Annotated in this window: 21 protein-coding genes and 2 tRNA genes; 21 read left to right on the plus strand and 2 right to left on the minus strand. The window is 35.2% G+C overall.

Annotated elements, in window-relative coordinates:
* The first annotated feature begins 46 nt into the window (after positions 1-46).
* The 13 genes from C4H12_RS03185 to C4H12_RS03245 all read left to right on the plus strand — a co-directional run bounded on the left by C4H12_RS03185 (position 47) and on the right by C4H12_RS03245 (position 10,938).
* A tRNA-Pro gene (locus tag C4H12_RS03185) sits at positions 47-119 on the plus strand.
* A 27-nt stretch (positions 120-146) separates the two neighbouring features.
* Complete coding sequence (locus tag C4H12_RS03190) at positions 147-710, plus strand: hypothetical protein (protein ID WP_106097640.1); 564 nt, start codon at positions 147-149, stop codon at positions 708-710.
* Positions 711-739: 29 nt separating this feature from the next.
* Entirely contained in the window at positions 740-1,786 is a 1,047-nt protein-coding gene (gene queA, locus C4H12_RS03195) for a tRNA preQ1(34) S-adenosylmethionine ribosyltransferase-isomerase QueA (protein ID WP_106097641.1), read from the plus strand.
* 107 nt (positions 1,787-1,893) lie between these two features.
* The gene (locus C4H12_RS03200; protein WP_106097642.1) at positions 1,894-2,385 is read left to right on the plus strand and encodes a phosphoribosyltransferase family protein; all 492 of its coding nucleotides are present in this window, start codon (positions 1,894-1,896) and stop codon (positions 2,383-2,385) included.
* Between the two features lie 51 nt (positions 2,386-2,436).
* Positions 2,437-4,293 carry an SLC13 family permease gene (locus C4H12_RS03205; protein WP_106097643.1) on the plus strand — a complete coding sequence of 619 codons (1,857 nt, stop codon included), beginning with the start codon at positions 2,437-2,439 and terminating at the stop codon, positions 4,291-4,293.
* A gap of 41 nt (positions 4,294-4,334) precedes the next feature.
* A complete protein-coding gene (locus tag C4H12_RS03210) occupies positions 4,335-4,610 on the plus strand; it encodes a DUF6722 family protein (RefSeq protein WP_106097644.1) in 276 nt (91 codons plus the stop codon).
* Between the two features lie 31 nt (positions 4,611-4,641).
* The gene (locus C4H12_RS03215) at positions 4,642-5,790 is read left to right on the plus strand and encodes a cysteine desulfurase family protein (RefSeq protein WP_106097645.1); all 1,149 of its coding nucleotides are present in this window, start codon (positions 4,642-4,644) and stop codon (positions 5,788-5,790) included.
* Between the two features lie 16 nt (positions 5,791-5,806).
* The gene (locus C4H12_RS03220) at positions 5,807-7,582 is read left to right on the plus strand and encodes a DUF349 domain-containing protein (protein ID WP_106097646.1); all 1,776 of its coding nucleotides are present in this window, start codon (positions 5,807-5,809) and stop codon (positions 7,580-7,582) included.
* Positions 7,579-8,157, plus strand: a complete 579-nt coding sequence (locus C4H12_RS03225; RefSeq protein WP_106097647.1) for a non-canonical purine NTP diphosphatase — start codon at positions 7,579-7,581, stop codon at positions 8,155-8,157. Before C4H12_RS03220 ends, C4H12_RS03225 begins: the two co-directional genes overlap by 4 nt.
* Positions 8,158-8,185: 28 nt before the next feature.
* Positions 8,186-8,869 (plus strand): ABC transporter ATP-binding protein, encoded by a 684-nt coding sequence (locus C4H12_RS03230; RefSeq protein ID WP_106099414.1) that lies wholly within the window; start codon positions 8,186-8,188, stop codon positions 8,867-8,869.
* A complete protein-coding gene (locus C4H12_RS03235; RefSeq protein WP_106097648.1) occupies positions 8,869-9,720 on the plus strand; it encodes a glycosyltransferase family 2 protein in 852 nt (283 codons plus the stop codon). The genes C4H12_RS03230 and C4H12_RS03235 overlap by 1 nt, the downstream gene beginning before the upstream one ends.
* A gap of 44 nt (positions 9,721-9,764) precedes the next feature.
* Positions 9,765-9,846: transfer RNA gene (locus C4H12_RS03240), tRNA-Tyr, on the plus strand.
* Positions 9,847-9,921: 75 nt separating this feature from the next.
* Entirely contained in the window at positions 9,922-10,938 is a 1,017-nt protein-coding gene (locus C4H12_RS03245) for a quinone-dependent dihydroorotate dehydrogenase (protein WP_106097649.1), read from the plus strand.
* Between the two features lie 86 nt (positions 10,939-11,024).
* Here C4H12_RS03245 and C4H12_RS03250 read toward each other — a convergent pair whose 3' ends face one another.
* The gene (locus tag C4H12_RS03250) at positions 11,025-11,789 is read right to left on the minus strand and encodes a Mur ligase (protein ID WP_106097650.1); all 765 of its coding nucleotides are present in this window, start codon (positions 11,787-11,789) and stop codon (positions 11,025-11,027) included.
* A gap of 19 nt (positions 11,790-11,808) precedes the next feature.
* Positions 11,809-13,530, minus strand: coding sequence for an alpha-amylase family glycosyl hydrolase (locus C4H12_RS03255; RefSeq protein ID WP_106097651.1), 1,722 nt, complete (start codon positions 13,528-13,530; stop codon positions 11,809-11,811).
* A gap of 503 nt (positions 13,531-14,033) precedes the next feature.
* On the opposite strand from C4H12_RS03255, the gene guaB reads away from it, so the two are divergent.
* The 8 genes from guaB to C4H12_RS03295 all read left to right on the plus strand — a co-directional run bounded on the left by guaB (position 14,034) and on the right by C4H12_RS03295 (position 23,923).
* Positions 14,034-15,503, plus strand: coding sequence for an IMP dehydrogenase (guaB, locus tag C4H12_RS03260; RefSeq protein ID WP_106097652.1), 1,470 nt, complete (start codon positions 14,034-14,036; stop codon positions 15,501-15,503).
* Positions 15,504-15,626: 123 nt separating this feature from the next.
* Positions 15,627-16,496: a mechanosensitive ion channel family protein gene (locus tag C4H12_RS03265; protein WP_106097653.1), complete on the plus strand. Its 870-nt coding sequence runs from the start codon at positions 15,627-15,629 to the stop codon at positions 16,494-16,496.
* A gap of 12 nt (positions 16,497-16,508) precedes the next feature.
* Entirely contained in the window at positions 16,509-17,837 is a 1,329-nt protein-coding gene (locus tag C4H12_RS03270; RefSeq protein WP_106097654.1) for a TrkH family potassium uptake protein, read from the plus strand.
* Between the two features lie 3 nt (positions 17,838-17,840).
* Positions 17,841-18,500 (plus strand): TrkA family potassium uptake protein, encoded by a 660-nt coding sequence (locus C4H12_RS03275; RefSeq protein ID WP_106097655.1) that lies wholly within the window; start codon positions 17,841-17,843, stop codon positions 18,498-18,500.
* 299 nt (positions 18,501-18,799) lie between these two features.
* A complete protein-coding gene (locus tag C4H12_RS03280; RefSeq protein ID WP_106097656.1) occupies positions 18,800-19,732 on the plus strand; it encodes a hypothetical protein in 933 nt (310 codons plus the stop codon).
* A gap of 876 nt (positions 19,733-20,608) precedes the next feature.
* Positions 20,609-20,899 (plus strand): ATP-dependent Clp protease adaptor ClpS, encoded by a 291-nt coding sequence (locus C4H12_RS03285; RefSeq protein WP_106097657.1) that lies wholly within the window; start codon positions 20,609-20,611, stop codon positions 20,897-20,899.
* Positions 20,900-20,919: 20 nt separating this feature from the next.
* On the plus strand, positions 20,920-21,702 hold the full coding sequence (locus C4H12_RS03290; protein ID WP_106097658.1) for a 3'-5' exonuclease: 783 nt from the start codon (positions 20,920-20,922) through the stop codon (positions 21,700-21,702).
* 22 nt (positions 21,703-21,724) lie between these two features.
* Positions 21,725-23,923 (plus strand): bifunctional (p)ppGpp synthetase/guanosine-3',5'-bis(diphosphate) 3'-pyrophosphohydrolase, encoded by a 2,199-nt coding sequence (locus C4H12_RS03295; protein ID WP_106097659.1) that lies wholly within the window; start codon positions 21,725-21,727, stop codon positions 23,921-23,923.
* Positions 23,924-23,925: the final 2 nt, after the last annotated feature.

The raw sequence follows: 23,925 nt of genomic DNA on the forward strand, positions 1-23,925 counted from the left end.
TTGGCAGACTAAAAAATACTTTATACTTTTGCGCCCGAAATAAAATCGGGATGTGGCGCAGTTGGTAGCGTACACGTATGGGGTGCGTGTGGTCGCTGGTTCGAGTCCAGTCATCCCGACTTTTCTTTTTTTGATAGTTATTCAAAATGAATAAGGTAAGTATTACCATCTTATTTCTTTTAGCCTCAGTGGCTATGTGGGCACAATCCCTTGAGAAAAACTTCGTAATAGGTGCCCAGTTACCCCTTTTTAATACCCAAAAAAATAAAGATAACAGCGAAACCTCAATTAATGAGTTATCTGGTTATCATTTTTGCATCAACACTTTTATACAGACAGATTTTTATGATCCTAACCGATATGGAATTCGTTCCAAGTTTAGTTTTAGAGTTGATTATACCTATTTACAAGCCCCTCAAAAAGAACAAAAAGGTATTTACAACCAACTACAGCAGATGTCGGTGCTTTATATTTTAGGAGGGATGCATAAAACGTATGGTTTACAATTTGGGCTAGGACCTGCTTTTAATTGGGGTGATGCAAAGGGTATAAATGCCCGAGGGCTGATAGAAATGTATATTAAATACAAAAAAATAATAACAATGGCAGGACTGAACCTTCATTTTCCGCCAGCAGATAGAAAAGAATATATAGGAGCTGATAATTACAGATATGGACATGTATCAATAGGATTAGCTTATAATTTGTAATAGAATGATTTACTTAAGTAAGAAGATATATGAAACTTTCAAACTTCAATTTTGACCTACCCAAAGAGCTATTGGCAGAATACCCAAGTGAAAACCGTGACGAAGCACGCTTAATGGTGATACATCGTAAAACAGGTGAGATAGAACACAAGTTATTTAAAGATGTTATTAACTATTTTGATGATGGTGATGTTTTTGTGATTAACAATACCAAAGTATTTCCTGCACGATTATATGGCAATAAAGAAAAAACAAGAGCTAAAATAGAAGTATTTTTGTTGCGAGAACTTAGTGCGGAACAACGTTTGTGGGATGTGCTTGTAGATCCAGCTCGTAAAATACGTATAGGTAATAAACTTTATTTTGGTGATGGTGATTTAGTAGCTGAAGTGATTGATAATACTACCTCACGTGGACGTACACTTCGCTTTTTGTATGATGGTACTTATGAAGAGTTTCGCCAACGATTGGTTGAATTAGGACAAACACCTTTGCCTAAGTATATCTCTCGTCCTGTGGAACCTGAAGATGAGGAACGCTATCAAACTATTTATGCTAAGCATGAAGGTGCCGTAGCAGCTCCTACAGCAGGGTTACACTTTTCAAAACACTTAATGAAACGCTTGGAAATTAAAGGAATTACTTTTGCTGAAGTAACTTTACACGTAGGTTTAGGAACTTTTAACCCTGTAGAGGTAGAAGACTTATCTAAACACAAAATGGATAGTGAAGAAATTCATATTCCTGTTGATCAAGCGCAGATAATAAATACAGCCAAGGAAAAGAAGAAAAGAGTTTGTGCAGTAGGTACTACAGTAATGCGTGTGATGGAAAGTTCAGTATCATCTGAAGGTTATCTCAATCCGTTTGATGGATGGACAAATAAATTCATTTTTCCTCCGTATGATTTTAGTGTAGCTAATGCAATGATTACTAATTTTCATACTCCTAAATCAACCTTATTGATGATGGTATCTGCATTTGTGGGACATGATCTTATTATGCGAGCTTACAAAGAGGCGGTAGAACAAAAGTACAAGTTCTATTCCTATGGTGATGCGATGTTAATTTTGTAAAAAAGAAAAGTGAGATAAAACCGTATAAATATGGAAATATTTATGCGGTTTTTTGTTTATTTCAAAAATAAGTTGTACCTTTGGGGTCTGAAATGATATATAGAATAATGACACAAATTTTAAATCATACTGATATTCAGAATAAAATAAGACGCATTGCTTATCAAATATATGAAAATCATCTTGCTGAAAAAGAGATTGTTTTAGCAGGGATTGTAGGTAATGGTTATATTCTTGCTGAAAAACTTAATGAAGTATTAGCCGCTATTGCCCCTCTAAAAGTAACTCTTTGTAAAGTTATGATGAACAAGAAAAATCCTTTAGAAGGTATTACTACTTCAGAACCTGCAGATGCTTATATAAATAAGGCTGTTATATTAGTAGATGATGTGCTAAACTCTGGTATTACCCTTATTTATGGTGTGAAACACTTTTTAGAGGTTCCTTTAAAAAGTCTTACTACAGCAGTATTAGTGAATCGGAATCACAAAAAATATCCTATTAAAGCTGATTTTAAAGGGATATCACTTTCTACTTCTTTACAGGAACATGTAGCTATAGCTTTTGATGAAGGTGATTATAAAGCATACTTACAATAATAGGGAGTAGCATAAAGTTTAACACTTTCTTAAAATGTGATCTTTAAAAATATGTATATAACACTTATTATTTTACTAATATCATCACTTTTTTTTATGAGCGGCAAAGTCCGTTCGGACTTGGTTGCAATGTGTGTCTTAGTGTTTTTGGTGCTATTTGATATTTTGAGTCCTGAAGAAGCTTTATCAGGTTTCTCAGATAAGGTAGTAGTGATGATGATAGGTTTGTTTGTAGTAGGGGGAGCTATTTTTCAAACAGGATTAGCTAAGATGATGAGTAGCAAAATATTGCGTTTAGCAGGTGATAGTGAGGTTAAGTTACTTGTTTTAGTGATGTTAGTAACGGCCTTTATAGGGGCTTTTGTAAGCAATACTGGTACAGTAGCCCTAATGATGCCTATAGTAGTTAGTATGGCTATGAGTGGAAGTATTAATAGTAGTCGGTTACTGATGCCTATGGCTTTTGCAAGTAGTATGGGGGGGATGATGACCCTGATAGGAACTCCTCCAAACTTGATAATTGATGGTGAATTGGTGAAAAATGGTTATGATAAACTTACATTTTTTTCATTTACTCCAGTAGGTTTAGTATGTTTATTAGTAGGAATGTTTGTACTAATACCTATTACTAAAATCTTTTTAACCAAAAAAGGAGAGGGGAAAACTGATAAAAGCAAAGGAGGAAAATCACTGAATGATTTGGTGGGTGAGTACCAATTGTCAAAGAATTTGTATAGGGTATTGGTAGGCGAGCATACTTTATTTAAAGGGATGACATTGAAAGAGATTAATTTATCACAACGCTATCATATTTCAGTATTAGAAATAAGAAGGAAGCCTGCTTCTAACAATCCTTTTTTTAAGACAGGAACTCAAGAAGTAGTAAATGCTGATACTGTTATTTATGAAGGAGATATACTATATTTACGTGGTGATTTTGAGGCTATTGAGCAAATGAATATAGATAATAAATTGAATTTTCTTGATACTCATCATCCTGAACAACAATTGTCCAATGAATTGCACTTTCATGATATTGGAATAGCCGAAGTACTAATAATGCCCGCCTCTAAATTTGTAAATACTCCAATTAGTGAAAGTAAACTGCGTGAGCATTATGGTTTGAATATTTTAGGCATTCAAAGACAAGATACTTATATACTTAAGAATTTAAAAGATGAGAAAATGCATGCTGGCGATATTCTATTAGTACAAGGTGCTTGGGAACATATAGCTAAAATGGATGCTGAACGCAGTCAGTTAGTAGTATTAGGACAACCTCTTGCAGAAGCCTCAAAGGTAACACTTACTCATAAAGCACCTATTGCAGCCCTTATAATGATAGGAATGGTAGTAGCTATGATGTTTGATTTTATACCAGTAGCACCTGTAACAGCAGTACTTATAGCTTCTCTTTTAATGGTTATTACAGGAGCTTTGCGTAATATAGAGGCTGCTTATAAAACTATTAACTGGGAAAGTATTGTACTTATTGCTGGTATGTTACCAATGGCATTAGCATTAGAAAAAACAGGAGTTTCAGCTTTGGTTTCCCAAGCTTTGGTAGGTAGTTTTGGAGATAAGAGTCCCTATGTATTATTAGCAGGTGTATATTTCACGACCTCATTAATGACTATGTTCATTAGCAATACAGCAACAGCAGTATTATTAGCTCCAATAGCAATGAAAACAGCTTTATCATTAGGTTTGCAGCCTCACGCCTTTTTGTTTGCTGTAGCAGTAGGAGCAAGTATGTGTTTTGCTTCACCATTTTCTACTCCACCCAATGCATTAGTTATGTCGGCTGGGCGTTATACCTTTATGGATTATATCAAAGTAGGTTTACCTCTACAAATCATAATGGGTATTGTAATGATATTTGTTTTTCCATTATTGTTTCCATTTTAATAAAAAATTGTATCTTTGCCGCAAAAATTTAGAAATAAAGAATGAAGAAAAGGATTTCAGATTATTTGTTAGATGTATCGAAGTATGTATTAGCAGGGCTTTTTATAGTACCTCTTATTAGTAAAAATTTACTTTGTGATGAATCTTGTTTGATAGCTGCTATAGTTGTGGTAAGTTTTCTTTTAATAGGTTTATATCTTTCAAAACAAAAAAAGAACTCTAATAACAATAAGGCAAGCAATACAAACAGAAATAAAAACTTTAGAAAAACCAAAAACACTAGTAATAAAAAAGTATCTGACCAAGTAAAACCCTAATAGATATTATTTTTATTATAGCTCAATTACTATGAAAATCTATTTTGATAATGCTGCTAGTACTCCTCTATATCCCGAGGTGATTGATAGAATGACAGAAGTGTTAAACAATACTTATGGGAATCCTTCAGCTACACATGCATTTGGTAGAAGTGCAAAATCAGTAATAGAGAGTAGTAGAAAAAACATAGCACAACAATTTAAAGCACATCCATCGGAGCTGATTTTTACATCTGGAGGGACAGAAGCTAATAATTTTATTTTAAATGGAGCAGTACGTTATTTGAATGTAGAGGTAATTATTAGTTCAGTTATAGAGCACCATTCAGTATTTAATACACTAAAAATATTACAAAAAGAACACTCAATAATACTTGAATATGTAAAACTTACTGAAAAAGGGGAAGTATGCCTTGATAATTTGCAAGTTTTGTTACAAAAATATATTGGTAAAAATATATTAGTAAGCTTGATGCATATTAATAATGAGATTGGAAACATTTTACCATTAAAAGAGGTGGCTACTATTTGTAAAAAGTATAATGCTTATTTTCACTCAGATACAGTTCAATCAGTGGGGCATTACCCTATTGATTTACAAGAAATTCCAATAGATTTTATAACAGCTTCAGCTCATAAGTTTCATGGTCCTAAAGGTATAGGTTTTGCTTTTGTTAGAAAAGGAATAACCTTACATAGTCTTATTACTGGTGGTGAGCAAGAAAAAGGGTTGCGTGCAGGTACAGAAGCAGTACATAATATTGCAGGAATGGAAATAGCAATTACTAAAAGTTATGAACAGTTAGAAAAAAATATTGTTTATCTGAAATATTATAAAAACAAATTTATTACAGAAATACAAAAAAACTTCCCTGATATTTTGCTAAATGGAAACTCAGGAGAACTTACTAAAGGAGCTTATACTATTGTAAATATAGGGTTTCCATCATTCAAACAAAGAAATGATACTTTGTTATTTCAGCTAGATTTGAAAGGAGTGGCTTGTTCCAAGGGGAGTGCTTGCCAAAGCGGTAGTGTAGAAAAGTCACATGTACTATCAGCTTTTTTGCTAGCTGAGCAACTGCAATATCCATCATTGCGTTTTTCATTTTCTGTGTTTAATACAGAAGAGGAAATAGATATTTTTATGACAATATTGAGAGAAATAGCACAGAGCTAGAATAAAACCATAAGTTATGTCAGAGGAAAAAAATACTTTGCCCATTGAGGAAAACATTTTTGAAGAAGTTTCATCAGTAAATTATGAAACTATGTCATTAGAAACACTTACTAACGAATTAAGGAACTTACTTCAGACTGATAAAATACAAACTATCAGAAAACCTGTAGAAGCCATTCGTGAGGAATTTGATAGAAAATATGAGGCTTTACTCGAAGAAAAAAAAGAAGAGTATATAGCTGAAGGCGGTTTGGAGTATGAATTTGAGTATGAAAGTCCGCTTTATAAGGAATTTTATGTTCTTTTTAGTCAGTACCGCGATAAACGAAATCAGTATCATAAAGAGATAGAAAAAGCTCATAAAGAAAATCTTGAGAAACGCAAGACTATTATTGAAGAACTTAAAAATCTCATTAATACTGAAGAACATATAGGTACTACTTTTAAGCAATTTCAACAGTTGCAAGAACGTTGGCGCAAAGCAGGGGCAGTAGCTAATACTGATTATGAAGATTTATGGAATACTTATCGTCATCATGTTGAAAATTTCTATGATTACATTCATTTGAGCAAAGACCTACGAGATATAGACTTTAAGCGTAACTTAGAAGAGAAACAGAAAATCATACAACGAGCTGAAGAGCTTGCAAGAGATAATGTAGATGCTCTTATAGCCTCACGTGAACTACAAGTGTTACATAGAGTTTGGAAGGAGGAAATAGGGCCTGTAGATAAAGAATATAGGGAGCCTATTTGGCAACGTTTTAGTGAGCTTACTAAACAAATACATGACAAACGCCAGTACTACCTTAAAAACTTAGATAAAGTGTATGAGGAAAATGCAAATAAAAAACAAGATATTATAAGACAAATTATTGCTATTACTGAAAAAGAAGCTACTTCCCACAATGTTTGGAAACAATTATCAGACCAAGTTGATGAACTGCGACAAGCTTTTATTAATATAGGAAAGGTATCTCAACAACAATCAGATGAAATTTGGAAATCTTTTAACGTAGCTTTGCGTACTTTTAATAAGAAGAAAAACCAGTTCTATAAAGATCTCAAAAAAGAACAACAAGAAAATCTTACTAAAAAATTAGCTTTAGTAGAAATAGCAAAGGCAAATCAAAATAGTACTGATTGGGAAGCTACTACAGTATTAATGAAAAATATTCAGAAAGAGTGGAAAGAAATAGGTAGTGTACCATTAAGGAATACTGAAAAAATATGGAAAGAATTTAAAAAAGCTTGTGATACTTACTTTAATAGTTTTGCTGAGGCTAAGAAAATAAAGAAAAATAAGGAAAATGATGTTTTAGAGCAAAAGAAAGAGTTCTTAGATAAACTTAAAGAATATAAATTGAGTGATGACCGTGAAAAAGAGTTAGAAAATTTGCAACACTTTGTGCATCAATGGAATGATTTAGATACAAAGGGGCACTCCAAAAAGACTATAGATATTAAGTTTCATAAGATTATAGATGCTCTTTACAAGAAACTCAATTTTGGCAAACAAGAAATTGAAATTATCAAATATAATAATAAGTTAGAACGCCTTATGAATGATGATGATGAAAATTCTCTGAATAATGAGGTGCAATTTGTAAAACGCCGTATTGATGAAATAAAATTGGAAGTGTTACAGTTAGAGAATAATTTAGCTTTTTTTGCTAATATAGATGAAAAAAATCCATTAGTACGTGATGTGATTAAAAATATCAATCATCAAAAAGAAACTCTTAAAACTTGGGAAAATAAACTTCGTGAGCTGAAACAACACTTGTTATGATTTTAGTTTTTGCAACCCATAACACTCATAAATTGAAAGAAATTCAGGCTTTGTTACCTCAAACTATTGAGGTGCTAAGCCTGAATGATATTAATTGTACTGAAGATATTCCTGAAACAGCTTTTACTATTGAAGAGAATGCTCTGCTAAAGGCTAAGTATATAAATGAAAAGTATGGATATAGTGTATTTGCTGATGACACAGGCTTAGAAGTAGCTGCTCTTAATAATGCTCCTGGAGTATTTTCAGCACGTTATGCAGGGGAACATACGAATGATACTGAGAATGTACAGCTTCTTTTGAAAAATATGGAGAATGTGATCAATAGACAAGCTCAGTTCAAGACTATTATTGCTTTGTGCTGGGAAAATAAAACTTATACTTTTGAAGGGATTGCTAAAGGCACTATAGCTGAGAAAACTTTGGGAGATAATGGTTTTGGTTATGATCCTATTTTTATTCCTGACGGTTATACACGAACTTTTGCTCAGCTTTCAGCTCAAGAAAAGAATCGTATAAGCCATCGTGCTAAAGCATTTGAAAAACTATTGCACTTTTTTAAGCAGATGAGTTAAGCATCAATTATTAATGAAACAAATTACCATGAGCCTATTACAAATTAAAGATATTAAACGTGATTTTAGGTTAGGATCTGAAGTTTTACATGTGTTAAAAGGTATTAATCTCACTATTGAAAAAGGAGAATATGTAGCTTTGATGGGGCCTTCAGGTTCAGGAAAATCTACCTTGATGAACATATTAGGGTGCTTAGATACACCTACATCCGGAGAGTATATATTGAATGGTAAAGATGTAAGCAAAATGACTGATGCTGAACTAGCAGATATACGCAATAAAGAAATAGGTTTTGTATTTCAAACTTTTAACTTGATGCCACGTACTACTGCTTTAGATAATGTAGCTTTACCTATGGTTTATGCAGGTGTGAATAAGGAAAAGCGTCATGAACGAGCTAAAGAAGTACTTAGATTAGTAGGATTGGAAGATCGTATGCTTCATAAACCTAATGAATTATCAGGAGGGCAACGCCAAAGGGTGGCTGTAGCACGTGCTTTGGTAAATCATCCTTCTATTATTTTAGCTGATGAGCCTACAGGTAACCTTGATTCAAAAACTTCATACGAGATAATGAACCTTTTTAATGAAATCTACCAAAATGGTAATACCGTTATTTTAGTAACTCACGAAGAAGATATAGCCCAATATGCTCAACGTATTATTCGCTTAAAAGATGGGCTTATAGAGTCTGATAATCCTAAAATTTAATGAATTTCGGAATTATTATCCCTGCTTATAACGAGGCAAAAAGTATTGCTTTTACTCTTCAATCACTGCTGCAACAATCTTATCTTCCTTATCAAATTATTGTAGTTGATGATGCATCAACTGATAATACAGCCCAAATAGTAGCTGAAATTGCAGCAGAAAATCCTATTATACAATTAGTGCAACGAACTCAAAAAGGAGAGCATTTGCCAGGTGCAAAAGTGGTGCAGACTTTTAATACAGGTTTGCCTTTCCTTAAAGAGGAAGTAGATGTTATTTGTAAGTTTGATGCAGATCTTATCTTTCCTGATAATTATTTTCAAGTAATGAATACTCAATATAGTGAAACTCCCACACTAGGAATGTATGGGGGTTTTTGTTATATCCAAAAAAATGGTGATTGGGTATTAGAAAATCTTACTAATAGAGACCACTTACGAGGAGCTGTGAAGTCATATAGAAAAGAGTGCTTTCAGGCTATAGGAGGGCTTAGAATGGCTATGGGATGGGATACTGCTGATGAGCTCTTGGCACGATTTTATGGGTGGCAAGTACAAACAGATATTACCCTACGGGTGAAGCACTTGCGTCCTACAGGAGCAGGTTATAAAAGTAAAGCTCATTACTTACAAGGAAGCGTTTTTTACCGATTACGTTATGGTGTTATACTATCTTTTCTGGCTGCTGCAAAATTAGCACTAAGAAAACATAGTTTAAAACTTTTTTTTGACTATTGCAAAGGCTATTTGAAAGCTAAAAAACAGCAACAGTCTTACTTGCTTACTAAAGAAGAAGGTAAATGGGTACGAAGATACCGATGGAAGAATATACTGAAAAAAAATAGTAAATAATTTGCAAGATTAAAAATAAATTGTACCTTTGCACCCGATTTAATGGGGAGATACTCAAGCGGCCAACGAGGGCAGACTGTAAATCTGCTGGTTATACCTTCACAGGTTCGAATCCTGTTCTCCCCACTATACCTAAGAGTATTGTATTATTGTATGAGAGGTTAGATTTTTTCTAACCTCTTTTTTTTAAATCTTATTATCATGTACAAGTTATTCATTCGCCCTTTATTATTTAGGCTTGATCCTGAAAAAGCTCATCATTTTACTTTTTCTTACCTTAAATTTATTCATAAAATACCTTTTGTGCCTGCTCTTATTAGGGCTATTTATAAAATAGAACACCCCAGCTTGCACCGAAATGTATTTGGGTTACATTTTAAAAACCCTATAGGTTTGGCAGCTGGGCTAGATAAAGATGCTAAACTTTACAATGAACTATCAAACTTAGGCTTTGGATTTATAGAAATAGGTACTATTACCCCTAAATCCCAACCTGGTAATCCTAAAAAGCGATTGTTTAGGCTTATTAGTGACCAAGGTATTATTAACCGGATGGGCTTTAATAATGAGGGAGTAGAAGCAGCTGTAAAACGACTTAAAAAGAATAAAAATGTGCTTATAGGAGGCAATATAGGTAAAAATAAAATTACCCCTAATGAGGAAGCTGTAAATGACTATCTTTATTGTTTTGAAGAGCTTTTTGATTATGTTCACTACTTTGTAGTAAATGTGAGTTCGCCTAATACCCCTAACTTACGTACATTGCAAGAGAAAGAGCCTTTGAAACAACTGCTGAGCACTCTGCAGCAAAGGAACTCGGAAAAGGCTACTTCTAAACCTATACTATTGAAAATAGCTCCAGACCTAACTGATGAACAGCTTTTGGATATTATAGAAATAGTAAAAGAAACTCATATAGCAGGTGTAATAGCAACTAATACTACTATTGGTAGAGAGGGATTAACTTCTGCAAATAAGAAAGAAACAGGAGGGCTTAGCGGGAAGCCTCTTACTAAACGAGCTACTGAGGTAATTAGATTTTTAGCAGAGAAGAGTAATCACGCCTTCCCAATTATAGGTGTGGGTGGTATCTTTAGTGAAGAGGATGCGCTTGAAAAATTGGAGGCAGGTGCCTCATTAATACAGTTATATACTGGCTTTATATACGAAGGAGCTGGACTTGTAAAACGTATTAATAAACGACTTATTAAAGAATAATAGTAAAGAGTTACAGATAACTTAATAGGCAATATCAAAGTACCTACTTTGATATTGCCTATTTTTTTGTGGCTACTAATAACGTTTTAGTTATTATAGCTTACCATAGCTTCATAGAAATCGGCTTGATCAATGCCTATGTTTTGGCATACCCACATAGCAGCTTCAATATAACTAAGCTGTGCAGGAGAGGTTTGCCCTAAACGTAATTCGCCTTCGGGGGTGAGTAGGTAGGTTTCTTCATTATGTATTTCGTAGGCAGGAGTGCGATACTCTATTTTACGAATATGTGCCTTATCGGAAGTAACAAGCTCATTTAGCGCTTTATCTTCTTCATTGTAAATGAGAATACCTCCTTTAGTAATTCCGCTTATAAAATGGTCATAAACTTCTTTATTTTCTTCTGTTATATCAGTGATGAGAGCAACGGTAGGGTGTAGGGTGGCACTATCGGTGTTGCCTTCTAACAATACAAATTCACTATCAATGAAATGTGCTTGCTTGCCGTTGATAGGACTATCAAAGTAATAACTAAGGGGCTGATTATAGAATTGCATAGTGTGCAGCACCCGTGCTAATACTTCTTTTCGGCCTTCATTACCCGTAATAACTACACGAGTTTTGTGCTTAAAGTATTCGTAAAGAAAGGCTGTAGGTGATAGTAACTGCAGACCTAACTGTTGTGCTTGTAGCAAATCGGGGTGGGAAGGAGAAAGATGAGGATCGGCAACTACATAATCAATAGCAGTGCTTAGCTGCTGGGGAAGGGTAGTAATGGGCGCAAGAGCGTGTAACTCGGTCATTAACGGGCGTAGATGTGTGCTGGGGGCTACTATGAAATGAATGTTCACAATAATAGATATTTAATGATTAACGTTTGATTTTGAATATTAAAGACTCTAATGGGGCTATATCGACCCGCATAGTGCCTTTGCCTTGCTTGATGTGCAAGGTGGTAGTTTTACTGCCGTAAAGAGTATCGGTGAGGGTGTAAACTCCATCATTTAAGAACCAGCTACCTAATAAATAGGGAGGGAGTTGTAGCTCAAAACCGAAGGACTGTTGGGGACTGAAATTGCTGACAATTACCCACTGATTGTGTTCATCGCCTCGAGCGAAGCTGTATACCCTATCATTGTAATACTCGGTGTGCTGGCGGTTATGGAGATGCAAATCGGTATAAGAGCCATTGACTTCTAGATTGAGCAGACGCTGGTAGAAATCACGTAAGGAGAGTTCATTCTCGGATAACTGTCCGCCATCGAAGCCCTTATTATTGAGCCATCGTTGGTGGGCAGGGACACCTATGTAATCAAAAATAGAGGTGCGTGATGGGCTGCCAAAGCCTGCAGCTTCGGCGCCTTTTTCGCCTACTTCTTGACCGAAATACAGCATTATAGGTGACTGGCTGATAAGGGTAGAGATTACCATTGCAGGCTTGGCTTTTTCGGCACAGCCAGCAAATTCGGGCGAGGCAATACGCTGTTCATCATGGTTTTCTAGAAAGTGCAGCATACGGTGTGAAATATCGGCAAGGCTGCGCTGTATGGCTGCAATGGCATCGGTGCTATGCTGGTGGGCTACAATGTTACGAAGGGTGTCATAAAGTTGTACCTTATCATACAGGTAATCCATTTTACCTAAATGTAGGTAAGGGCGGTACTCATTGGGGTTGTAGACTTCGGCCAGAAGGAAAGCGTTGGGGTTGTGGTGCTTTATGGCTGAATTGAGGTAACTCCAAAACTCCACTGGAACCATTTCGGCCATATCATAACGGAAGCCATCGACGCCCTTATCGAGCCAATAAAGGGCTATTTCTTTGAATTTCAGCCAAGTATCGGGGACGGTTTTGTCTGCCCAAAAGTGGTAGTGAGCTTCGGTATTTTCGTGCTCAAAGCCAGAGGGCAGGGTAGGGAAATCCTTAGTGCCATCGGGGCGGATGCCATAGTTCAGTTTGACAGTTTCATACCAATCATTACGATCGGGGCGAGAGGCGCGAGTGCCATTGCCGGTCCATTTGGCAGGAAACTCGTAGTATTCGCCATAGATACCTTCGGGAAGCTGGAAAGCCTCGTTGGGATTATAATAAAAGTTATTATTTACGGCATATTGGAGTGTGGTATCATCGTTTTCGCCAAAACCGGTTACGTCCTTAGGTTTGGCGATACTTTCGTAACGGCGTGCTACGTGATTGGGCACTATATCCATAATAACTTTTAGTTGGCATTGGTGTGTACGAGCGATGAGCGCCTCCCACTCCTCTAAACGGAGGGCAGGATTGGTAGCGAGGTCGGGGTTTACGGTGTAGTAATCTTTAATAGCGTAGGGGGAGCCAGCACGGCCTTTGATTACGGCGGGGAAATCATCACTAATGCCGTAACTGGTATAGCTGGTAGTGAGGGCGTGGTGTAGGACACCTGTGAACCAGATGTGAGTAGCCCCGAGTTTTTTTATTTGTAGTAGTGCTTCTTCGGTAAAGTCGGCAAATTTACCTACACCGTTTTCTTCTATTGTTCCCCAAGGTTTGTTGGAGGTGTTGGTATTGCCAAAGAGCCTTGTAAGCACTTGATAAACTACTATTTTATCGTTCATTGAAATTAGCTTAAATAATTTAGGTTGCAAAAGTAAGAAATAATTGGCGAATAGGCAAATGGAGATGAAGGCAAAAAGATGAATTAGAGGACTGAGGAATTAGACAAAATGCAATATTTAGGGAAAAAGGTTGCGAATTATTTAAAGAGTTGTTTTGTGAAAAAATACCTGATAATCAGTTGATTGACGTTTATCCTTCGTTTATAGTTCGTTTATCCTTCGTTATAGGTTCGTTTATCCTATAAGGTTCTTGGGGTGTGAACAGGGGGTGGGTGGGATTGTAGGGTATTTATTTTCAGGTGATTATAGGAATGGGATAGTGAGAGGATAGGAAGAGAGTGAAATTGAAAGATTATCAATAAAAATGGATGTTTGTTGAGAATTTTACAATGGGGTGCTATGGCTAAGGGAGATGAGGGGTGAAAAAAAAATTATTAAAGGTTACTTGCTAATTGAAAATTGTTTTGTACTTTTGCACGCAACTAATTTTTCTCTTTACCAAAATGGATATTCAGAATAAAATAATTACAGAAGGACTTGCTTATGATGATGTGCTTCTAATTCCTAATTACTCGGAGGTTTTACCCAGAGAGGTGAATATTACTTCGCAATTTACACGTAATATTACCCTTAATGTGCCTATTATTTCAGCAGCTATGGATACCGTTACTGAAGCGGCTATGGCTATTGCTATGGCTAGAGAGGGAGGTATAGGAGTGCTGCATAAAAATATGACGATTGAGGAGCAAGCTAAGCAAATACGCAAGGTGAAAAGGGCAGAAAGTGGAATGATTATAGACCCAGTTACCTTGCCGCTGAGTTGCAAAGTGAGCGATGCTAAACGCTGTATGAAGGAAAATGGGATAGGAGGGATTCCTATTGTAGATGATAATGGTATTTTAAAAGGAATTGTTACTAATAGGGACTTGCGTTTTGAACATGATAATAATAGGCCAATAACAGAGGTTATGACCTCTAAAAATCTTGTGATAGCCAATGAAGGTACCTCGATGAAAGAAGCGGAGGGCATATTGCAACGCAGCAAGATAGAAAAACTGCCTGTAGTGGATAAGAATTACAAGTTGGTAGGGCTTATTACTTTTAGAGATATAGCTAATTTGCAAGAGAAATCAATATCTAATAAGGATAGCTTAGGACGTTTGCGCGTAGCGGCAGCCTTGGGAGTTACTGCAGATGTGGTAGAAAGAGCTTCGGCGCTTGTACACGCAGGGGTAGATGCTGTGGTGATAGATACGGCTCACGGACATACTAAAGGAGTAGTAAGTGCCTTAAAGATGGTAAAAGCATCGTTTCCTGATTTGGATGTAGTGGTAGGTAATATAGCTACCCCAGAAGCGGCCTTGTATTTGGCAGAGAATGGAGCAGATGCTGTGAAAGTAGGTATAGGTCCGGGCTCTATCTGTACAACCCGTGTAGTGGCAGGAGTAGGCTTCCCACAATTTTCGGCAGTGATGAATGTAGCAGCAGCCTTAAAAGGAAAAGGAGTGCCTGTGATAGCAGATGGAGGAATTAGATACACCGGTGATATAGTAAAAGCTATAGCTGCAGGAGCAGACAGCGTGATGTTGGGCTCACTTTTGGCAGGAACTAAAGAATCACCAGGAGAGACTATTATTTTTGAAGGTAGAAAATATAAATCATATCGTGGTATGGGCTCGGTAGAGGCTATGAACCAAGGTAGTAAAGATCGTTATTTCCAAGATGTGGAAGATGATATTAAGAAACTTGTACCAGAAGGTATCGTAGGGCGAGTGGCTTATAAAGGTGAATTACAAGAAAGTATGCACCAATTTATAGGAGGCTTACGTGCGGGTATGGGTTACTGTGGTGCTAAGGATGTGAAAACCCTACAAGAGGTAGGACGCTTTGTGCGTATTACAGCTAGTGGTATAGCTGAAAGTCACCCACATAATATTACCATTACGAAAGAAGCACCTAACTATTCACGATAATAAACGAATAAAACTTTCAAAAATGAGGCTGTCTGAAAAGATTGGACAGCCTCATTTATGTAATAAATAACAAAAAGTGCCTATCATATTTTGACTTTTGGTAAAATAAACTAATTAGACTTAATGGAAAACGGAATAGTAAATGACTACATTAATATTATAGAAGTATTCACTAAGAAAATACATCTATGGATTCAACTCTTTATTGATAAAACACCTAATATTGTAATAGCTTTATTAGTCTTTATTCTAGGTTTTTATCTTTCTAGACTTATCAAAAAAATAGCTATTCGTATCTTAGAAAGGCGTGGCGTAAAACCTTCTTCACGCATAATGCTGGGTAATATTATCTCTGTTTTGGTGGTTATTACCTTCTTTATGTTTTCGCTAAATATTTTAGACCTTGAGAATATGTTTAAAACTATTTTGGCAGGGGCAGGAGTAGCAGGTTTGGCTATTGGTTTGGCTTTACAAGGTACGCTTAGCAATACTTTTTCGGGTATTACTTTATCTTTTACCAAGAATATTCGTATAGGGCATCAGATTGAAACTATGGGCTATACAGGTACTATTGAAGATATAAATTTGCGTACTATTAAGCTTAAAATGGCTGATGGAAACTATGTATCGATACCTAATAAGCTTATAGTGGACAATCCTATGAAGAATTATTCTGAAAGTGATACTGCTAATGTATCAGTTACTTGTGGTGTAGGTTATGAATCGGATTTGGAGCAGGTGAAAATGCTTACTGAAACTACTATTAGGAAGATGATGCAACAAAAAGAACTTGATACAGCTATCTCTTTTTATTATACTGAGTTTGCCGATAGTTCTATTAACTTTATTGTGTATTTTACTATTCCTTCCAAGAAACTTTCGGAGTCTTTTTCGTATAAATCAGAAGCTATAATGGCTATTAAGAAATGTTTTGATGCACATAATATTAATATACCATTCCCTATTCGTACCGTTCAGATGGATAAACAATAAAAATTGAACCCAATGTTAAAAAAAATATCACCATATAACCTTATAATGCTTTCGTTTATAGGCTTAATAGTCGTAGGTGCTTTGCTTTTGATGATGCCTTTTGCACATACGCCTCAGAAAGATATTTCTTTCCTCGAAGCGCTTTTTACAGCTACTTCGGCGGTTACCGTTACGGGTCTTTCGGTGATAGATATAGGAACGACCTTTACTATTTATGGGAAACTCATTTTATTGGTGCTTATTCAGTTTGGCGGATTGGGAGTGCTTACTATTTCCTCTGTTTTGGTGTTGCTTATTGCTAAACGCATTGGTTTTTATACTAAAAAAATAGTAGCCGAAGGGCTTAATCACAACAAAAGTTACGATATTTATGCCGTAACAAAGCGTGTGGTGTATATTACTTTGCTTTTTGAAGCTACAGGAGCGCTGTGTTTGTTTGTTTCTTTCATTCAAGACTTCCCTTTTGGGAAAGCGTTATTTTTCTCGGTGTTTCACTCGGTATCGGCTTTTTGTAATGCGGGCGTTTCTTTGTTTCCTCATAGCTTCGAAGGTTATACTTACAATGTTTTTGTGAATATTATCATCACTTTTTTGGTTATTTTTGGTGGTTTAGGCTTTACAACCATTATTCAAGCCTATGAATACCTTCGGAAAAAGAGACGAAGACTCGATATTAACTCTCAGTTTTCAATTATAACAACTATTATCTTTCTCGTTGCGGGTACGTTCTTGTTTTTTACCTTAGAATATAAAAATTATTACACACTTTACGGGAAAAGTTTCTTTGGACAGATGCTTATTAGCTTTTTTCACTCCGTAAGTTTACGTACAGCAGGTTTCGATACGATTCCGTTGGAGCATTTAAGCAGTGCCACCATTCTTTTTTGCGTAACGTTTATGTTTATAGGGGCATCGCCAAACTCAACAGGTTCTGGCGTGAAAACTACTACTATTGGCATCTTATTTCTCGGTATTAAAACAGCATTACTCAATAAGAACTATATCGAATTTTCAAAGAGACGCATCTCTTGGAAACTCTTTAATAAAGCATCGGCACTTGTGTTTATTGCGATGATGTATGTGATTACAATGATTGTAATCCTCACAGCTTTAGAACCCGATTTAGAATTTACCAAAATAGCTTTCGAACTCATTTCGGCATTCAGCACTTGCGGACTTTCAACCGGGATTACCCCACAATTAGGCATTTTTTCCAAATTTATTTTGATATTTACAATGTTTTTAGGTAGGGTAGGACCGCTTACCATTGCGCTCGCCTTATCGAGACCACGAGTTGAAGGAAATTACAAATACCCAAAAGAAAATATTTTAATAGGATAGATTATGAAGAATTTTTTAGTCATAGGATTAGGAGAGTTTGGTAAATCGGTAGCTAAGACTCTTTATAAGAACAAGGCAACAGTACTGGTAATAGACTCACGCGAGGGGCTTATTAAACAAGCCTTAAGTGAGGGGATTATAGAGGAGGCTGTTATTCTGGATGCTACTGATGAGATAGCCCTTAAGAATGTGGTAAAAGATGATTTTGATACTGCTTTTGTGAGTGTGGGTGATAACATTCAGGCTAGTATTTTGATTACCTTACAGCTGAAGGAGCTGGGGGTGAAGAATATTATTTGCAAGGCAGTGAATCATACCCAAGAGAAAGTACTATATAAGATAGGGGCTACACAGGTGGTATTCCCTGAAGAATCGATGGGAGAAAAGGTGGCTTATTCGGTATTACGCCCTACTATTATTGAGTACTTTAAGTTTGCTGAAGATTACTTTATATATGAAGTGAAGGTGCCTAAGACTTATGTGGGGAAATCACTTATGGAGCTTAACTTACGGCATAAATATGAGATAAATATTTTGGCAGTAAAGCATTCTGACGGTAAGATGAATGTGACGCCTGATCCTAATGTTAAGCTGAATAAGGATGACTTGCTGATTATCTTATCAAGGGAGAATGTGATAGAAAGGGTTACGAAGGTGAATTAGGGACTGAACTTTGCATTAGATATCAAGTTGAGAAGTTAGAAAATATTTTATTTTTCCAAAAAAAATAGCTTACAGAAGCAATATTTTAGCTTCTGTTGACAATATTTTAGATTGTAGAAGCAATTTATATTGCTTACAGAAACAATATTTTTGATTATATAAGCAATATTTTAGGTATTAATATTGCTGAGGTTTTAAATTTTTGTAATATTTTTAGATTAGTATAAGATTTATTTTTTTATTCTATGTACTTACTTGTCTCAATTGCATAGATTAATAATTTGATAATTTATTTTACAATGAATAAAGGAGAACAAAAAAGACAAGTTATTTTTGATAGATTTGTAAAAAATAGAAATTCTTTAATTGACAATGGATTTATAATAGGAGAAAAAGATGTTTATTTATGCCCTATATGTAAAGGAGTTTATCATAGCATAAATGGGGATAATCCATTAACCTTGGAAGATGCACCTCCAAAATCGCTTGGGGGAAAAGCAAAAGTACTTACTTGTAAGAAATGTAACAATATAGCAGGTACAAAAATGGATTCATATTTGGTAAATAGGTTAAAAGATTTAAGTAATCAGAGTCTTCCCAAAGGAAAAGAAATACCTATAGAAATGATTTTCAATGATGATATATTTAAGGGTACTTTTAAAATTAATAATGATGGATCTGCAGAAGTAAAGAGTAGTCGTAAAAACAATAATAAATTGAGACTCGATGAAAAAATGAAAAAAATAAAGGAAGGAGATATGCATAAAATAAAATTGATTGAAAATCGAATTGATTTTAATAAAGTAAAGTATGCATTATTGAAAACAGCTTATATTATGGCTTTTGAAAAATTTGGAGATTTATTACTTTTTGATTCAAATTTTGATGTTGTGAGAGAACAACTTTTAAATCCAGAAAAAAGAATATATCCCCAGGATTTTTGTTTTGCATCTCCTTATGAAGACAAAATTGATGGTGTAAATATTATTATGACAGAAGGAATAGAATCAATATTGGTACAATTTGAGCTGAAGTATGAAGATATAAATAGAAGATTAATAGTCTTTTTGCCTTGTATGATTAATGATATTTTTAGTATAACTAGAGAAATATCTACTAAAAAACAAAAAAAGTTTTATAATATAAGTAATAATAATGCTGGATACGTTAATAATATTGATGGAGTTAAGCTTTTATATAACTGGATAAAAAGAAGAAAAAAAATCAAATAAAAAATAATTAAGATTTTTTACATCATAATTGTTAAACTTTTGTTAAAATATTTGTCTTTCCAAACAAAAATTCGTTCCTTTGTGGCGTTATTAACCCATTAAATATTTTTACTATGGAAAATTTGATAAATGCAACCTTATCAGAAACTGATAAAGAAAGTGTAAAAACAAAACTTTTACTTGTGTAAACACATGAAATTGACATAAGAGGCTCTAGTGGGAGAGTATTTTTACTTTGAGAGAGAATAGAAAAAGATACTATTTCCGAGGTATTATTAGATACTGAGGAAATAGTTTTTTTTTGTATATAGGGTAGTACTGAGGATAAGGGGGAGTTTTTAGATATAACATAGGGTAGGGGAGGTGGGTGGTAAGAGAAGATGAGAAAAATGCAATGTTTTGGCAATTCTGTTGCGATTTTTGCAAAGGAGGAGTGTAAGGGTAAAGCAGCTGATAATCAGATGAGGAATGCTTATCCTTCGTTTATAGTTCGTTTATCCTTCGTTATTCGTTCGTTTAACCTTCGTTCATTCTTTAGGTTTTGTATGATAATGTTGGTGGTTAAGTGTGTTGATTATTAGGGGATTGTATTTTCTGCTGAAAAGGAAAGTGTAGGGTATTAATTTTTGAAGTATTCGCAATAAAAATGAAATTTGGGTGAAAAATAAGAAATAAAAGGTGAATAGGAGCAGGCTGAATAGAGGTGAGTTATTGACAAGAAAAAGATGGCTTTTTGTGTGTTATTACAGGCTTAAATGGCATCGTTTGGCAAAAAAAATGTAAGCTATTTTTTGAATAGAAAGGTTGTGAAAACTTCTAAAAATATTTGCACAGCTCAAATATTTGTTATACTTTTGTAGCATTATAAAAGCAAATATGTTACAAAATAGTCAATATCAAGAAGAAACCTTTGGTGAGGTGGATATACTGGAACAGATAGATGAGGAGTGTCATATCATTTTGTATAATGATGAGCATCATTCATTTGAGTATGTTATTGATACGCTTGTGCAGGTTTGTAATCATACTTTTGAACAAGCCGAGCAATGTGCTATTATCACACACTTTAAAGGGAAATGTGATGTAAAGACGGGAAGTTATGAATACTTGTTGCCGATTTGCACCGCATTACTTGATGCTGGACTATCTGCGCAAATAGAAGAATAACAGAAAATCAGACTTATACAGTGGAACTAAAGCTATCAAAACCTATCTGTTTTTTTGATCTTGAAACGACAGGTATTGACATTACTAAAGATCGTATTGTAGAAATTTCAATTTTAAAGATATATCCTAATGGTAATAAGGAAAGCAAGACGTGGTTGGTGAATCCTACAATCCCGATACCTGCAGTGGCATCGGAAGTGCATGGTATCACAGATGAAAAGGTAGCTAATGAGCCTACTTTTAAGGAATTGGCAAAGCAAATATACCATATGATTAAGGACTCTGACCTTGCAGGCTATAATTCTGACCGTTTTGATATTCCGCTTTTGGCTGAAGAGATGTTACGAGCAGGGGTAGATGAGTTTGACCTTGGCAACCGTGTGACGGTAGATGTGCAGACAATATTTCACAAAATGGAACAACGTACCCTATCGGCAGCTTATAAGTTTTATTGTGATAAAGATCTTGCTGATGCGCATAGTGCTGCTGCTGATACTAATGCTACTTACGAGATACTTAAAGCACAATTAGACCGTTATGAAGGTAGCTTGGAGAATAATGTGAAGAAGCTGAGCGAATTTACATACCGGAAGCAAATAGTGGACTTTGCTGGATTTATTGCTTATAATGAGAAAGGGGAAGAGGTGTTTACTTTTGGTAAGCACAAAGGTAAGCGAGTAGAGGATATTTTTGAACAAGAGCCGGGTTATTTTGGTTGGCTATTGAATGCTGATTTCCCTTTATATACCAAAAAAGTACTTTCAAACATTAAGTTACGTAAACTCACTACTACTATAAAATAAGCACATTCTTATATTAAATGCTATGGAAACAGATTATTACAGCGAAGATGAACAAAAAGCTATTGCACGCGAATATAAAGAACTGTTGCGCATTAGCTATCAGACCCTTAGTGAGGAAGATAAGAAACTTATCCGCTTGGCTTTTGATACTGCTGTGGAGGCTCATAAAAGTCAGCGTCGTAAAAGTGGAGAACCTTATATATTTCACCCTATAGCAGTAGCTAAGATAGTAGCTTCGCAGATAGGGTTGGATGCTGTATCAATAGCTGCTGCCCTTTTGCATGATGTGGTAGAAGATACTGAATATACCAACGAGGATATGCAACGCCTTTTTGGCGATACAGTAGCCCATATAGTAGCTGGGCTTACTAAAATATCTAATATGAGTAGGGATAGCGATATCTCATTACAAGCAGAAAACTTCCGTAAGCTATTGCTTACTATGAATGATGATGTGCGTGTAATCCTTATTAAAATAGCTGACAGGTTGCATAATATGGAAACTATGGAGGCTATGGCTGAACATAAACAGGCTAAAATAGCTTCGGAAACACTGTATATCTACGCACCTATAGCACACCGTATAGGACTGTATAATATCAAGACAGAGCTAGAAGACCTTGCCCTTAAATATACTGACCCAGAACGCTACTTTGGTATATTGAACCGAATGAAAGAATCTAAAGATGAGCAGTTATCGTATATTGAGGCTTTCACTAAGATAGTAGAAACTTCGCTGAATGAGCAAAAGATAGAGTATTACATTAAAGGTAGACCGAAATCCATCTATTCGATCTATAAAAAGATGGAATCACAAGGGGTGAGTTTTGAAGAGGTATATGATAAGTTTGCTATTCGTATTATTTATAAAAGCGAGCCTGCAGAAGAGAAGTTTTTGGCTTGGAAAATATATTCAATTGTTACGGATCACTTTCGTCCGAACCCTACGCGCTTACGTGATTGGATTTCATCACCAAAATCAACAGGCTATGAGGCACTGCATATTACAGTTATGGGACCCAAAGGTAAATGGGTAGAAGTGCAGATACGCAGTGAACGTATGCATGAGATAGCAGAGAAAGGTTATGCTGCCCACTTTAAATACAAACATGGAAGTCAAAAAGAAGAAGGTATAGAAGTATGGCTAAACCGCTTACAAGAAGTGTTTGAAAATAGTGAGGCTAATGCAGTTGATTTTGTAGAAGATTTTAAGTTAAACCTTTATTCAAAAGAGATATTTGTATTTACCCCTAATGGAGAAATTAAATCATTACCTAAGGGAGCTACACCATTAGACTTTGCCTTTTCTATTCATACAGGAGTAGGACTTAAAACACGAGGGGCTAAAGTGAATAACAAATTAGTACCTTTAAACCAAGTGCTTAAAAGTGGCGATACAGTAGAAATTATTACAGCTGAGAATGTAAAGCCTACTAAGAACTGGTTGAACTATGCTACTACTTCTAAAGCTAGAAGTAAGATTAAAAATGCCTTAAAAGAAGAAACTAAAATTGTTGCTACAGAAGGTAAAGAAATATTGGTACGCAAGCTAAAACAGCTTAAAATAAATCTTACTGAAGAAGTAATGAATGAGCTGGTGAACTATTTTAAAACTAAAACAAGCTTAGATATTTACTATCAAGCAGGTACTGGAGAAATATCAAGTACTATGTTGAAAGAGTTTGCCTCTAATCGTACCTCTTTCTTTGGGCTCTTTAAAAGCAAACAAGTAAAACGCCCTACGGAAGAACCTACTTATAAAACAGGAGAACATTATGATAGCATTGTATTTGGTAAAGAAGAAGAGACTTTAGACTATAGTTTTTCTAAATGTTGTAGTCCTATTCCTGGTGATCCTATTTTTGGTTTTGTAACTATTAATGAAGGAGTAAAAGTACATAAGAAAACGTGCCCTAATGCTATCTCAATGCAATCTAACTATGCCTATCGTATTATTCAGGCTAAGTGGGTAAAATCGGATGAGAGAGACTTTAAGGTAAGTTTAAAAATAAGTGGTATAGATAGGGACGGACTTATTAGTGATATATCTAAAGCTATTTTGGAAAGTAAGTTTGTGAAACTTACAAATGTGAATATTGATACAGAAGGAGATGTTTTTAGTGGAAAAGTATCTATATCAATTAATAATAATGCAACCTTGAAAAAACTGATACAAGAAATAAAGAATATTAAAGGGGTAGATAAAGTAACCCGATTATAATG

Origin of the sequence: Capnocytophaga sp. oral taxon 878, assembly GCF_002999135.1 — a bacterium.
In the GTDB taxonomy this organism is placed as follows: domain Bacteria; phylum Bacteroidota; class Bacteroidia; order Flavobacteriales; family Flavobacteriaceae; genus Capnocytophaga.